The following is a 14,567-nucleotide window of genomic DNA, read 5'->3' on the forward strand; positions in this document are numbered from 1 at the left end:
GCCCCGCAGGGCGCCCGCTCGCCGAGCGGGCGCCCTTTGGCGGCCGCGCGTTTTTACGTATGATTAAGACAACTGTATTAGACGGCGTAAGGATTTCGATTATGGGACACCGCGAGGACCTGCTGGAGGGCGCCAAGCGCTGCCTGCGCGAGAAGGGGTACGCCCGTACCACCACCCGTGACATCGTGGCGGTCTCCGATACGAACCTCGCCTCGATCGGGTACCACTTCGGGTCGAAGGAGAACCTGCTCAACGAGGCCCTGATCGACGCGCTCGGGGAGTGGGGCAAGGAACTGGAGGGCGCGCTCGCCGCGGCGATGGGCCAGGACGGCGGCGCGCTGGAGCGGTTCGAGTCCATCTGGAGCCGCCTCGTCGAGTTGTTCGCCAACGACCGGGCCCTGTGCGCCGCGAACATCGAGGTGTTCGCGCAGATCGAGCACGTCCCGACCGTGCGCCAGGTGCTCGCCGACGGCCTGGAGCAGGGCAGGGAGGGCCTCGGCCGGCTGTTCGGCACGGTGAGCGAGGACACCGACCAGGAGACCGCCCGCGCCGTCGGCTCGTTCTACCAGGCCCTGGTCACCGGGGTCATGGTCCAGTGGCTGATCGACCCCGGCCACGCGCCGTCGGGTCACGACCTCACCGTGGCGCTGCGCCAGATCGCCGCCGGCCTGATGTGGAACGGCGGCGCCCGGGAGCCCGAGCCCGAGCACGTCTGAGCGCCCGGGCACATCCGAGGGCAGGCACATCCGAGGGCAGGCACAGTCGGCCGCCGGCGCATCCGAGGGCAGGCACGATGAAGGCCCGGAAGGCATCGCCTTCCGGGCCCTCCGCCGGGTGACGTGGCGCGACGTGGCCGTCAGTCGTCCTCGTCGTCGGTGTTCTCCAGCATCTCCGCCTGCTCCGCGCTGATCACCACGTGGGAGACGTCGACGGTGGCCGGCTGGTGGCGCGAGAGCGCGTCCTTGATCGGCACCTCGAGACGCGCGGCCTTGGCCGCGTCGAGGTCCTCCCGGCGCTCGGCGAACTCGGGCATGACCTCCCGGGCGAACAGCTCCAGCGACTCGCAGATGTGCTCGTGCTTGTTGGCGCCGATCTGCACCTGGAAGATGATCTGGTCGACGCCGACCGCCTCGTACGACCGGACCAGCTCGCGCAGCTGGTCGGGCGTGCCGATGGCCTTGCGGAGGTTGTCGATCCGGGCGAGCAGGTCGGGGTCCATGTCGGCCCGGGTCTCCGGGGGCAGGTGCCGGCTGAAGCCGAAGGCGTCGCGGTTCTCCGCGAAGTCCCTGGCGATGTCGGTGGCGCCCGGCCGGTGCGCGCCGTGCATCCAGTAGTGCAGGAACGAGTAGGCGAAGAAGTGGGCGCCGTGCACGCCGCGGTCCAGCGCCGTCTCCTCGTCCTCGTGGCACATGAACGGCATGACCAGCGCGAAGTTGGGGTTGACCGCGTAGCCGGCCGGCACGCACTCCTCGGAGGCGATCAGGTCGTAGTAGGTCTCGACGCGCTCCTTGGCCTCCTCGGGGGAGACGAACGCGAACGACAGCGCGCCCATGCCGTTGCGCGCGGCGTACTCCACCGTCTCGGGCGAGCTGCACGCCACCCACAGCGGCGGGTGGGGCTTCTGCTTGGGCTTGGGCACCACGTTGCGCGGCGGGACGTTGATCCACTGACCCTGGTGGCCGGTGAACGGCACCTCGGTGAGCATGCGGGTGATGACGTCGATCGCCTCCCGCCACTGCTCGCGCTTCTTGTCGCGCTCGACGTCGAAGGCGCCCACCTCCAGCTGCGTGCTGCCCTGGCCGCTGCCGAAGTCGACCCGGCCGCCGGAGATGAGGTCGAGGGTGGCCAGGCGCTCGGCCACGCGTACGGGGTGGTTCACGTTCGGCGGGATCGAGACGATCCCGTGCGCGAGCCGGATGTTCTTCGTCCGGGCCGCGGCGGCGGCCAGGAAGACCTCGGGGGCGGCCGAGTGGGAGTACTCCTCCATGAAGTGGTGCTCGGTCTCCCACACATAGTCGTAGCCGAGGCGGTCGGCGAGCTCGATCTGCTCAAGGGACTCCCTGAGCACCCGCTCCTCGCTGTCCTCGGTCCACGGCTTCGGCACCTGGTGGTGGTAGAACAACCCAAAGCGCATGATTTACCACACGCCCCTCTTGAGCAGGGCACCGGCGTCGATCTTGAACTGGTTGCCGGTGACGTAGCGGGACTCGTCCGACGCGAGGTAGACGATCGCGTGCGAGACGTCGGACGGGTCCAGGCACGGGATGGGCATGCCGTGGATCATGGCGAAGGAGGCGTTGCCCTCCTCCCGGGTCGGGTGCTCCAGGTCCGGCCGGAACAGCCGCCACACGGACTCGTTCTGGATCATGTCGGTGTCGACGTTGGTCGGGTGGATGGCGTTGACCCGCCGGCCCGAGGGCGCGAGCTGGAGCGCCAGTGTGTTCACGTACTGGATCAGCGTGGACTTGGCCAGGCTGTATCCGAGGCCGCCGGGGCCCATCGGGCCCGGGTCCCCGCGGTCGGGGATCAGGCCGACCATCGAGCCGACCACGATGACCGAGGCGGTCTCGCTCAGGTGCGGCAACGTGGCGTGAATCGTGTTGATCACGCCGACCAGGTTGATGTCGACGGTGTCGGTGAACGCGGTGATCGGCCGGTCCGGCCCGAGCACGCTGATCCCGGCGTTGGGGATCACGACGTCCAGCCTGCCCAGCTCGGCCACGCCGTCGTCGATCGCGTTCTGCAGTTCGGCGCGGTCGCGGACGTCCACCTGCCGGCTGAAGATCCGGCGGCCGGTCTGCTCGACCAGGCGGACGGTCTCCTTCAGGTCTTCGACGGTGGCCATCGGATACTGGGCGACCTCGATGTCCGTGCAGGCGTCCAGCGCGATGATGTCGGCGCCTTCCTCCGCCAGCCGGACGGCGTGGCTGCGTCCCTGCCCACGCGCCGCACCGGTGATCACAACGACCTTGTTTTCCACGCGGCCCATACGGCCCTCCTGTGGTATGTGCGTCAAGGAATCTCCCGAACAGGATGTCCTGCCGGGGATGTCCGTCGCTTCCCGCAAGCACCCCTGACATCGCCGCGAGGCCTCGGCGCGCGGTAGGGGTGCGTCGGCCGCCGGACCCCTACTACACCCCTGACCTGTGCCTTCTGCCTTCAGATCGCCGTGACGGCGTGGTTGTCTTGCGGTGCGGAATCCGTGTTCACCTCCCCTGTCACCCCCGATGACGAGACGGAGCGACCACATGATCAGGATCCTCAGCGGCAACTCGGTCTATACAAGGGTCTAATACGGACGTATGATTAAATCATGACTACGAATCAACTCGCCGGACGTAAGGAATGGCTGGCGCTCGTCGCACTCGCGGTGCCGCCTCTGCTGGTCGCCATCGACATCACGGTGCTCTACTTCGCCATCCCGTCGATCGCGGCAGACCTCAAGCCCTCCAGCACGCAGCAGCTGTGGATCATCGACATCTACGGGTTCGTACTGGCCGGCATGCTCTTGACCATGGGTAACCTGGGCGACCTGTTCGGCCGCCGGCGCACCCTGATGATCGGTTGCACCATCTTCGGGCTCGCGTCCCTCGGCTCGGCGTTCGCCACGAGTCCCGAGATGCTGATCGTGTGCCGCGCGGTGCAGGGCCTGGGCGGAGCGGCGCTGATGCCGTCCTCGCTCGCGTTGCTGCCGGTCATCTTCACCGACGCCAAGCAGCGCCGCACCGCCATCACGGTGTTCTCGCTGGCCATCTCGGCCGGCGCGGGCTTCGGGCCGGTGCTGAGCGGTGTGCTGCTGAACAACTTCTGGTGGGGCTCGATCTTCCTGATCAACGCTCCGATCATCGCGATCCTGCTGATCGCGATGCCGTTCCTCGTCCCCGCCTTCCGGCCGCCGCGCGACCAGGTCGGCCGGTTCGACACGCTCAGCGCGCTGCTGTCGCTGGTGGCGGTGCTCAGCGTGATCTGGGGCGTCAAGGAGCTCGCGATCAACGGCCTGGAGGCGGTCCCGCTCGGCGCGGTCGTCGGCGGCATCGTGCTCGCGGTGATCTTCGCGTTGCGGCAGCGTCACCTGACCCACCCGATGATCGCTCCGCAGCTGTTCAGGACCCGCGGCTTCCTGCCGGTGCTGACGGTCAGCGCCACCGGGTTCTTCCTGGTGATCGGGTTCTCGGTGTTCACCACGCAGTTCCTGATGGAGGTCATCGGCCTGCGGCCGCTGCCGGCCGCGCTGTGGTCGATGGCGTCCCCGGTGATCGCGGGCAGCCTCGTGCCGGTCGCCATGGGCATGGTCGAGAAGGTGAAGCCGGCCTACCTGATGGCGTCCGGGTTCCTGCTCGCCGCGATCGGCTTCGGCATCATGACCCAGGTCACCGCCGACAGCGGCATCTTCCTGGTCGTGAGCGGCATCGTGGGCATCGGCGTCGGCACCGCGCTGCTGTTCGCCCTGCTGACCGACATGGCGGTCGCGATCTCTCCGCCGCGGCAGGTCGGCGCGGTCTCCGCGCTCACCAAGACGCTGCAGGAGTTCGGCGGCGCACTCGGCCTGGCGATCTTCGGCACCATCGGTGCCGCGATCTACCGGAACTACCTGGGCACCCAGATCGACGGTGTGCCGGCCGAGGCCGTGCGCGCCGCCCGGCAGACCATGGGTGGCGCGGTCGCCGTGACCCAGTCGCTGGCGCCCGACGCCGCGAGAGCGCTGCTCGCGGTCGCCCGTGAGGCGTTCGCCAAGGCGACCAGCCTCACCGCGATCCTCGGCATCGTGATCGCGCTCGTGTCGGCCGTGCTGCTGGTGACCCGGCTCAGCCACGTCACGTACACGAAGGAAGGAGAGGAGGTGCTCCCCGGGCCGGTCACTCCGGAGGTCCCCACCGCGATTTGACCGGCACGACGCGGCGGCCGGCGAGCCCCACCCGAACCCACCCTCGCCGCACCGCCCGCGCTCTGGGGTCCGGCTTCCACCGGCACCGCCGGAGAGCCGGACCCCCTTCCCTCTCGGCGTCTTCGATCCCGGAGTTCCCTCTCTGCCCGCGGCGACGTCCAGTGCATCCCCACACGACACACGAGCATGTGAGGAGTTCACATGAGCAGTCGGCAATCCCCGACGCCGCATGCGGTGTCGCTGTCCGGAGTTCGCAAGGTCTACGGCACGGGCGACAACAGCGTGGTCGCGCTCGAATCCGTCACGGTGAGCTTCGAACGGCGCACGCTCACCGCGGTGATGGGCCCGTCGGGTTCCGGCAAGACGACCCTGCTGCACTGCGCGGCGGGCCTCGACGAGCCGACCGAGGGATCGGTGCAGCTCGACGGCCAGGAGATCAACGGCCTCAGCGAGACCGCGCTGACCCTGCTGCGGCGGGACAAGGTCGGATTCATCTTCCAGGCGTTCAACCTGATGCCCGCGCTGACCGCGGAGCAGAACGTGGTCCTGCCGTTGCGACTGGCCGGACGAAAGATCGACAAGGCCAGGGCGAGGGACGTGCTGACCCAGGTGGGCCTGGGCGACCGGGCCGGCCACCGGCCGAGCGAGCTGTCCGGCGGGCAGCAGCAGCGGGTGGCCATCGCCAGGGCGCTCGTGGCCAGCCCCGCCGTGATCTTCGCCGACGAGCCCACGGGCTCGCTGGATTCCAGGACCGCCCGCGAGATCCTCGAACTGCTGCGTGAGTCGGTGCGCCTGTACGACCAGACCGTGGTGATGGTCACCCACGACCCCGTCGCCGCCTCCTACGCCGACCGCGTGGTGTTCCTCGTCGACGGGTCGGTGGTCACCGAGATGGCCAACCCCACGGCCGAGTCGGTCGCCGAGCAGCTCACCCGGCTGGGCGAGTGGGCGAAGCAGCGCTCGGTCGCGCGCGCGGAGGGCGGTCGCTGATGTTCCAGCTTGCCCGGAGAACCCTCCGCTACCGGTGGGGGGGATATGTCGCGACCTTCATCGGGATGTTCTTCTGCAGCATGATGCTGGTCGCCGCGGGCGGGATGATGGAGACCGGCCTGCGGCAGACCGTCCTGCCCCAGCGCCTCGCGGGGGCGGACGTGGTGGTCGCGGGCGACCCGCGCTACATCCTGGCCGACAACCCGGTCGGCGCGCTCAACGAACACGTGCAGATCGACCGTGACCTGGTGACCAGGCTCGCCGCGATTCCCGGCGTGAAGACGGCCATCCCCGACGTCGCCTTCGACACGTTCGTGCTCCGCGACGGCAGGCCCGTCGACACCGAGGCCCACGGGCGCGACTGGGGATCGGCGGTGCTCAGCCCCTACTCGATCGGCGCGGGCGCCGCGCCGCAGCGTGCGGGGGAGGTCGCGCTCGACACCGATACCGCGCGCCGGATCGGGGCGTCCACCGGAGACACGATCAAAATCGGCGCGCACGGCGCCGTCGGCGACTTCACCGTCACGGGCATCGTCGCCCCGGCGCAGCCGACGACCGAGCGCTCCATCTTCTTCACCGCCCCGGACGTCCAACGGCTCGCGCGGGACCCCGCCCGGGTCGACACGATCTCCCTCGTCGCCCAGCCCGGCACCGGCGCCGCCGCGCTCGGCGCGAAGGCCTCGGCGGCCGTGGGCGCTCCCGGCATCGCGGTCCTCACCGGGGACGACCGCGGCAACGCCGAGTTCCCCTCCTCCCTCGAAGTCCACGACCTGATCCTGATCGCCGGCATCTTCGTCGCGCTGTCGCTGGTCGCCGGGCTGCTCGCGGTCGCCTCCACGCTCTCGCTGGTCGCCAGCAACCGGGAGCGGGAGATCGCGGTGCTGCGCGCGATCGGCGCCACGCCCTGGCAGACCCGCAGGATGATCCTCGCCGAGGCGCTGGTGGTGTCGCTGCTCGCGACCACGCTCTCGGTCCTGCCGGGATGGTTCGTCGGCGAGTTCCTGTACCGGATGGTGGTCAGGATCGGCGTGGCCCCCGAAGAGCTGTCCTACGAGCGCGGATGGGTGCTTCCGGTCATCGCCTACGTGCTGGCCGTGGCGACCTCGCTCGGCGCCGGCCTGATCGCCGGGAAGCGGGCCCTGCGCGCCCGGCCCACCGCCGCCATGGCCGGCACCGACGCGGTGGTCAAGCGGGCGGGCTGGGTCCGGCGGATCATCGGCCTGGTGCTCTTCGCCTACAGCGGCGGGCTGGTCTTCGTCGCGCTGAACCTGGTCACCGGGCCCTTCATCGCGGGCCCGGCCAACTGGGCGGCCATCCTGTTCGCGCTCGGCGTGATGCTCCTCGGCCGGGACATCACCCGGGTCCTGGTCGCGGTGCTCACCCCGCCGCTGCGGCGGCTGTCGTCGGTGTCCGGCTACCTCGCCGCGCTGAACGCCAGGGCGCGGGTGCCGCAACTGGCTGCGGTCATCACCCCGATCATGCTCATGACCTCGGTCGCCACCGCCACCACCTACGTCATCACGACGGAGGCGGCGTCGATCAACATCTACACCGAGAGCCTGGCCGGCAACGTCATCATCAAGGCGCCGCCCGGCGGGTTCGGTCCGGAGGCCCTGCCCCGGGTCCGCGAGGTGGCCGGGGTTGGGGCGGCGTCGGAGTTCACCGCGAGCGCCGGGTTCGTCGACGACCCGCCGGACCCGCGGGCCGGCGCGGACCTCGGCGGCTGGCAGTTCAAGGGCTTCACCGCCGACGCCGCCGAGAAGGTGGGCGCGGCCACGATGACCTCGGGCTCGCTCACGCAGCTGCAGGGCGACACCGTCGTCATCAACGATGTCTACTCCAAAGAGCTGAAGAGGGGCGTCGGCGACACGATCACGCTGCGTCTCGGCGACAACTCCCGGGTGAACGTCAAGATCGTGGGGCTGATGTCGGAGAAGGTGAGCTTCGAGTCGATCATCCTGCCGATCGACCTGCTGTCCAAGCACACCACCGCCGGCCTGCCGCTCTACATCCTCGCCGCGCCCCAGCCCGGGACGTCGGTCGCGCAGCTGTCCGCCGCGCTGAGCGGTGTCGTCGCCGCCTTCCCCGGAGCGCAGATCGTCGACCGGCAGACCCTGCGCGGGTCGTTCGAGCACCATCTCGGGGCGGAGGAGCTGGTGAACTACCTCTTCCTCGCGCTGCTGATGGGCTTCATCGCGATCTCCGTGATCAACACGCTGTTCCTGGCCACCGGTCACCGCAGACGCGAGTTCGGCCTGCAGCGGCTCATCGGCGCCACCCGCAGGCAGGTGCTGCGGATGACGGCGGTGGAGGGCGCTCTCACGGCATTGATCGGCATCGGCCTCGGAGCACTCATCGCGCCGCTCGCGTTCGTGACGTTCGCCCTCGGGCGGACGGGCAAACTCGTGCCGGCCGGGTCACCGCTGATCTTCCTGCTGATCGCCGGGGCCGCGGCGGTCCTGACCCTCGGAGGCACCCTGGTCGCGGTGCTGCGGACGCTGCGCAACCGGCCGCTCGAGGCCGCCCTGCCCACCTGACCGCCGGAAGAAAGTCATTCGCGCATAATCCTGAATTCAGACAGGCCGAATTCAATGGGTACGGCATCGCGGGCGCCCCGCGACGCCGTACCCATGCTGTTTTCCGGACAAGGGGACGCACGCCGGTGTTTAGGGGCGATTCTCCGGTGGCGCCGCCGCTCCCGCACGGTTTCAATGAATGACGCGGCATACCCTCGGCCCGTCCTCCCGGCGGCGGGGGAGACGCCGCCCGACGTGTGACGACAATGGGGAGCTGAGTGAGATGTCCGAACTGAACGGAAGCGACGGCTGGGTCCGGAGGTTCCACCCGGCGCCGCACGCCGCCGCCCGGTTGATCTGCTTCCCGCACGCGGGCGGCGCCTCGACGTACTTCTTCCCGGTGTCCAGGACCCTCTCGCCGGGCATCGAGGTGCTGGCCATCCAGTATCCCGGCCGGCAGGACCGGCGTACCGAACCGCTGATCGGCGACCTGCACGTGCTGGCCGACGTGCTGGCCCCCCTGGTGCGGCCCTGGTGCGAGGGCCCGCCCGTCTACCTCTACGGCCACAGCATGGGCGCGACGCTGGCCTTCGAGGTCGGCCTACGGCTGACGCAGGCGGGAGTGGACCCCCGCGGCCTCGTGGTGTCGGGGCGCCGGGCGCCTTCGACCTTCCGCGACGAGCGGGTGCACCTGCTGAGCGACGACGACTTCATCGCCGGCCTCGACAAGCTCTCGGGCACCGATCCGCGGCTCTTCGCGGATCCGCAGATGGTGGAGATGATCCTCCCGGCGCTGCGCAACGACTACCGGGCCGCGGAGACCTATCGTTACCGGCCGGGTCCCCGGCTCGACTGCCCCCTGGTGGCGCTGATCGGGGACGAGGACGCCCAGGTCACGGTCGAGGAGGCACGCGTCTGGGCCGAGCACACCACCGGCCGGTTCGACCTCGGGGTCTACCGGGGCGGGCACTTCTTCATCAACGACCACGCTGCCGACGTCATGCGGGTGATCCGTGAGGTCGTCGCCGGTCGTACGCCTGCCCTGCCCGGCCAGGCCAGCGCGCTGCGGGGGTAAATGGCCACCCTAACCTGCCGAATTGCGGAAAAACGCAAACTGGGAGCCCGCCGGGTAGTGCGGCGGGCTTGCGCCACTTGACACTTTCCTCCACTCGCGCCTCTTGACTGCACGGCGATTTTCGCAGGCCCGGTCTATGGTCAGACCGGGCGACAAGGCGCAAGGATGGCCCGGGGTATGCAATGGGGGGAAAGTTGAAATTTCAGATAAGGCGTCTTACCGCCGTGCTGTCCGTCGTCATCCTGTCGGCCACGGCCTGCGTTTCATCTCCCAGCGGCAGCGCGTCCGCTTCCTGTGCCCTGTCCGTCGGGTCTCTCTACGAGCCGCAGAATCTGGACAACGCCGGAGGCGGGGGACAGGGCGCGGCGGAGGCGCTGGCCGGCAACGTCTACGAGGCCCTCTTCCGCCTCACCGAGGCGGGCGCCGTCGAGAAGTCGCTGGTCTCCGACTACACGGTCAGCCCCGACGGCCTCACCTACACCTTCGTGCTGCGCCGTGGCGTCCGCTTCCACTCCGGCACTCCGATGACCTCCGCCGACGTCCGGCACAGCCTGCGGCGCGTCCTCGCCGGCACGTCCACGTCCTCACGTAAGAACGTGCTCGACATGATCAGGAGCGTCGACGCGCCGGACGACCACACCGTCGTGGTCCGGCTCTCCAGGAGGTCGATCTCGCTCGTCTACAACCTCAGCCAGGTGTGGATCGTCAACCACACGCTGGCCGATCCGAAGACCGCGGAGGACGGCACCGGTCCCTACCGCCTCGCGTCCTGGAAGCGCGGCGCCACGCTGACCATGGAGCGATTCGGCGGCTACTGGGGGGCGGCGCCCAAATGCGGGCAGGTGACGTTCCGCTACTACACCGAGGCGGCGGCGCTCGACAACGCGCTGCTGTCCGGCGCGGTCGACGTCGTCACCAGCGTGCAGAGCCCGGACGCGCTGGCGCCGTTCTCCGACACCTCGGCGTTCCGGGTCACCGAGGGCACGTCCACCACCAAGCTGCTGCTCGCCTTCAACTGCCGGCGCGCGCCCTTCGACAAGCCGCTGGTGCGCAGGGCCGTCAGCGCCGCGATCGACGACGCGAAACTGCTGCGGTCCATCTGGGGCGAGCGCGGCATGGTGATCGGCTCGATGGTGCCGCCCTCCGACCCCTGGTACGAGGACCTGAGCGGGCAGAACGCCTACGACGTCGAGGCGGCGAAGAGGATGCTCGCCGAGGCGGGCTACCCCGACGGCTTCGCGATGACGCTCGACACCCCGCAGTACGACCCTCATCCGACCATCGCCGAGTTCGTGAAGTCGGAACTGGCCAAGGTCGGCATCACGGTGACGATCGACATCATCAGCGCCGACGAGTGGTACTCCCGTGTCTTCCAGCACCACGACTTCGCCGCGACCCTCCAGGAACACGTCAACGACCGCGACATCCGCTACTACGGCGACCCCGGCTTCTACTGGGGGTACGACAACCCCGAGGTCGCCGACCTGATCCGGAGGTCGGAGTCCGCGAAGAACACACGGGAGCAGACCGACCTGCTCCGGCGGGCCAACCGCGAGATCGTCGAGGACGCCGCCAGCGACTGGCTCTACCTCAACCCGCAGATCGTCGTCGCCTCCGCCCGCGTGACCGGGTACGCGGCGAACGCGGTCCAGGCGCAGTTCCCCGTCTACGGGATCGACAGGCGCTGACCGATGGCCGCCTATCTCGTCCGCAGGGCGATCCTGCTGGCTGTGTCCCTCGCCGTCTCCAGCGTGGCGCTGTTCGTGCTGCTCCGGGTGCTCCCCGGCGACCCGGCCAACGCGCTGCTCGACATGGGCGCCACCGCGCGGCAGGCGGCCGCCGCCCGGCACGAGCTCGGCACCGACCTGCCGCTGTCCCAGCAGTTCGGCGGGTGGCTGCGGGACCTGGCGCGGCTGGACCTCGGCCGGTCGCTGGTCAGCTCCCTGCCCGTGGCGTCCGAGATCGCCGGGCGGCTGGGCGTCACCGTACCTCTGACGGTGCTGGCCTTCCTGCTGGCCGCGCTGGTCGCGGTGCCCACGGGATTCTTCATCGCGCTGCGCAGGGGCACCTGGTACGGCACACTGCTGGCGGGGGTGAGTCAGCTGGGCCTCGCCGTGCCGGTCTTCTGGGTGGGCATGCTGCTCGTCACCGTGTTCGCGCTGCGGCTGCGGTGGCTGCCGGCCGGCGGCTTCCCGGCCGAGGACTGGGCCGACCCGGCCGCCGCGCTCACCTCGCTCCTGCTGCCCGTGCTCACCATCGCGCTGGTGATGGCGGCCTCGCTGACCCGCTATGTCCACTCCGCCGCGCTGGACGTGCTCGACAGCGACTACCTGCGGACCGCCAGGGCGCTCGGCGCCCCGCTCCGCGCCGCGCTCCGGCGGCACGGGCTGCGCAATGCCGCCGCGCCCGTGGTGCCGATCCTCGCCATCGAACTGGCCACCACGTTCCTGGGGGCGGTCGTCGTGGAGAACGTCTTCGCGCTGCCGGGGCTCGGCAGCATGCTGGTGCGGGCGTTCGCCCAGCACGACTACCCCGTCATCCAGGGCGTCCTGACGCTGAGCACGGCCACCGTGCTCACGATCGGCTTCGTGGCCGACACGGCCCAGCGCCTCATCGACCCGCGGCTGCGCCGTACTACGGCGTCCGCGTGAGGTCGCGGGCGCTGGTCGCGGGCTGCGTCCTGCTGGGCGGGGTGGTCGCGATCGCGCTGGTCTCGGCGCTGTGGACGCCGTACGACCCGGGCGACACGTCGGGCGGCAGGCTGGAGCCACCGGGCCCGGAGCACTGGCTGGGCACCGACCGGCTGGGGCGGGACCTGCTCACCCAGCTCATGATCGGCGCCCGGGTGGCACTGTCGATCGGAGCGGGGGCGGTGGCCCTCGGCGGAGCGCTCGGCCTGCTGGCCGGGCTCGCGGCCGGTTTCGCCGTACGGTGGCTGGACGACGTGATGGCGGTGGCGCTGGACATCCTGATCGCCTTCCCGACGCTGCTGCTGGCGATGCTGGTGGTCGCGGCGAGGCGGGGATCGCTGCTGTCCGCCGTGACCGCCATCGGGCTGGCCATGACCGCCGTGGTGGCGAGACCGGCCAGGCAGCAGGTGAAGCGGGTGCTGGCGCAGGACTACGTGACGGCGGCCCGCACCTCGGGCACGTCCTGGCCGGGGATCGTCGCCGGGCACGTGCTGCCCAACATTTGGCCCGCGCTCGCCGTGAACCTCGCCCTCCAGCTGGGCCGGGCCGTCCTGGCGGAGGCCGGCCTGTCCTACCTGGGGCTCGGCCCGCCGCCGCCGAACGCCTCCTGGGGACACATGCTGCGGGAGGCCCAGGCGACGGTGCTGGTCGCCCCCGGCGGCATCGTCGCCCCGGGACTGCTGCTCGTGCTCCTGGTGATCGGCGCCAACCTGGTGGCCGACGGCGTCCGCGAGGTCGCCGACCCGCTGCTGCGGGGGCGCTGGTGAGACTGCTCGAAGCCGAGAATCTCACGGTGCGCACGGCGGACGGCCGCGAACTGCTGCACGACCTGTCCTTCCGCCTGGCCCGGGGAGACCGGCTCGGGCTGATCGGGGAGTCCGGCGCGGGCAAGTCCCTGACCGTGCTGGCGGTCGCCGGCCTGCTGCCGGCCGGCATGGCCGCCTCGGGCCGGGTCCTCCTGGACGGCGAGCCGATCCTCGGCGCGCCCGAGCGGGTGCTGAACACGGTCAGGGGCCGCGGGATCGCCGTCGTCTTCCAGGACCCGCTCGCCGCCCTGGACCCCCTGATGCGGGTCGGCGCGCAGGTCGCCGAGCCGCTGCGACGCCACCGCGGCCTGCGCGGGGCCGCGGCGCGGCGCGCGGTCATCGAGGCGCTGGCGGAGGTGCGGCTGAGCGACCCGGACCGCATCGCCCGGTCCTATCCCCACGAGATCTCCGGCGGCCAGCGCCAGCGGGTGGCGACGGCCATGGCGCTGGCCTGCGATCCGGCGTTCCTGATCGCCGACGAGCCCACGGCCGCGCTGGACGGCACGGTCCAGGCGGAGATGCTCGCGCTGCTGGACCGGCTGGTGGCGGCTCGCGGCATGGGGCTGCTGTTCGTCGGCCACGATCTGGCCGTGGTGGCGCGGATCAGCCACCGGATCCTGGTGCTGGAGGGGGGCAGGGCGGTGGAGGAGGGCGCGGTCGGGGACGTGCTGGGGGCGCCGTCGCACCCGCACACCCAGGACCTCGTGTCGGCCGCCCGGCGGCTGCACGGAGCGCTGGAACGGATGCTGCCGTGACGTCGCCACCGCCGCTGCCACCACCACCACCGTCGCCGGCGCCTCCGATCCTCGGCGTACGCGACCTGGGCTTCGCCTACCGGCGTGGTCCCGCCGTGCTCGGCGACGTCTCCTTCGAGGTCACCGCGGGCCGCGGGCTGGCTCTGGTGGGGGAGTCGGGAGCGGGCAAGACCACGCTGGTCCGCCTCATGCTGGGGCTGCTGCGGCCCAGCACGGGGCAGGTGCTCCTCGACGGCCTGCCGTTGCGCGGACGGATGCGGGCGCTGCGGCACGCGGTGCAGCCCGTCTTCCAGGACCCGTACTCCTCGCTGGACCCACGCCGGCGGGTGGACCGGATCGTCGGCGAGCCCCTGCGCTCGCTCGGCGTCGCCCGCGGCGCGGCGGCGACGGCCATGGTCGAGGAGGCGCTGCGCACGGTGGGACTGCCTCCGGACGCCGCCCGCCGCTATCCCCACGAGTTCTCCGGGGGGCAGCGGCAGCGGATAGCGATAGCGCGGGCGATAGCGGCCTCCCCCCGGGTGCTGCTGGCCGACGAGCCGGTCAGCGCCCTGGACACCGCCACCCGGCTCAGGCTCCTCGATCTGCTCGCCGACCTGCGGGAGAACAGGCGGTTGACCGTGGTGCTGGTCTCCCACGACCTGGCCGTCGTGGCCGCGCTGTGCGAGGAGACCGTGGTCCTCGACCGGGGGAGGGTGGTCGAGCGCGGAGCCACCGCCGAGGTGCTCGGATCGCCGCGTCATCCCTGCACACGGCGCCTCGTGGCCGCGGTGCCACGGCTCCCGGGAGCACAGGGCCGCCCGCGAACCCGCCCTGACCTGTAAAAAGCCGATCCAATAACGGACGGATGGCG

At 70.8% G+C, this 14,567-nt stretch carries 12 protein-coding genes; 10 read left to right on the forward strand and 2 right to left on the reverse strand.

The genetic code is table 11. The features are described from left to right. The first annotated feature begins 101 nt into the window (after positions 1-101). Positions 102-716 carry a TetR/AcrR family transcriptional regulator gene (locus tag OG344_RS23595; protein WP_327045449.1) on the forward strand — a complete coding sequence of 205 codons (615 nt, stop codon included), beginning with the start codon at positions 102-104 and terminating at the stop codon, positions 714-716. A gap of 140 nt (positions 717-856) precedes the next feature. Here OG344_RS23595 and OG344_RS23600 read toward each other — a convergent pair whose 3' ends face one another. Together OG344_RS23600 and OG344_RS23605 are read right to left on the reverse strand one after the other, a co-directional pair. Further along, on the reverse strand, positions 857-2,134 hold the full coding sequence (locus OG344_RS23600) for an LLM class flavin-dependent oxidoreductase (protein WP_405084941.1): 1,278 nt from the start codon (positions 2,132-2,134) through the stop codon (positions 857-859). Between the two features lie 3 nt (positions 2,135-2,137). After that, complete coding sequence (locus OG344_RS23605) at positions 2,138-2,989, reverse strand: mycofactocin-coupled SDR family oxidoreductase (protein WP_327045451.1); 852 nt, start codon at positions 2,987-2,989, stop codon at positions 2,138-2,140. Between the two features lie 324 nt (positions 2,990-3,313). On the opposite strand from OG344_RS23605, the gene OG344_RS23610 reads away from it, so the two are divergent. The 9 genes from OG344_RS23610 (at position 3,314) to OG344_RS23650 (ending at position 14,538) form a co-directional block, all read left to right on the forward strand. Further along, positions 3,314-4,885 (forward strand): MFS transporter, encoded by a 1,572-nt coding sequence (locus OG344_RS23610; protein WP_405084942.1) that lies wholly within the window; start codon positions 3,314-3,316, stop codon positions 4,883-4,885. A gap of 201 nt (positions 4,886-5,086) precedes the next feature. Next, positions 5,087-5,875, forward strand: coding sequence for an ABC transporter ATP-binding protein (locus tag OG344_RS23615; RefSeq protein ID WP_327045453.1), 789 nt, complete (start codon positions 5,087-5,089; stop codon positions 5,873-5,875). After that, positions 5,875-8,412 carry an FtsX-like permease family protein gene (locus tag OG344_RS23620; RefSeq protein WP_405084943.1) on the forward strand — a complete coding sequence of 846 codons (2,538 nt, stop codon included), beginning with the start codon at positions 5,875-5,877 and terminating at the stop codon, positions 8,410-8,412. Before OG344_RS23615 ends, OG344_RS23620 begins: the two co-directional genes overlap by 1 nt. Before the next feature lie 262 nt (positions 8,413-8,674). Further along, the gene (locus tag OG344_RS23625; protein ID WP_405084944.1) at positions 8,675-9,466 is read left to right on the forward strand and encodes a thioesterase II family protein; all 792 of its coding nucleotides are present in this window, start codon (positions 8,675-8,677) and stop codon (positions 9,464-9,466) included. A gap of 224 nt (positions 9,467-9,690) precedes the next feature. Beyond that, on the forward strand, positions 9,691-11,154 hold the full coding sequence (locus OG344_RS23630) for an ABC transporter substrate-binding protein (RefSeq protein WP_405084945.1): 1,464 nt from the start codon (positions 9,691-9,693) through the stop codon (positions 11,152-11,154). A gap of 3 nt (positions 11,155-11,157) precedes the next feature. Further along, positions 11,158-12,117, forward strand: a complete 960-nt coding sequence (locus OG344_RS23635) for an ABC transporter permease (protein ID WP_405084946.1) — start codon at positions 11,158-11,160, stop codon at positions 12,115-12,117. After that, on the forward strand, positions 12,114-12,923 hold the full coding sequence (locus OG344_RS23640) for an ABC transporter permease (protein ID WP_327045458.1): 810 nt from the start codon (positions 12,114-12,116) through the stop codon (positions 12,921-12,923). Before OG344_RS23635 ends, OG344_RS23640 begins: the two co-directional genes overlap by 4 nt. After that, entirely contained in the window at positions 12,920-13,717 is a 798-nt protein-coding gene (locus tag OG344_RS23645; protein WP_327045459.1) for an ABC transporter ATP-binding protein, read from the forward strand. Before OG344_RS23640 ends, OG344_RS23645 begins: the two co-directional genes overlap by 4 nt. Beyond that, complete coding sequence (locus OG344_RS23650) at positions 13,714-14,538, forward strand: ABC transporter ATP-binding protein (RefSeq protein WP_405084947.1); 825 nt, start codon at positions 13,714-13,716, stop codon at positions 14,536-14,538. The genes OG344_RS23645 and OG344_RS23650 overlap by 4 nt, the downstream gene beginning before the upstream one ends. Positions 14,539-14,567 lie beyond the last annotated feature (29 nt).

The organism is Microbispora sp. NBC_01389 (assembly GCF_045040095.1).
In the GTDB taxonomy this organism is placed as follows: domain Bacteria; phylum Actinomycetota; class Actinomycetes; order Streptosporangiales; family Streptosporangiaceae; genus Microbispora.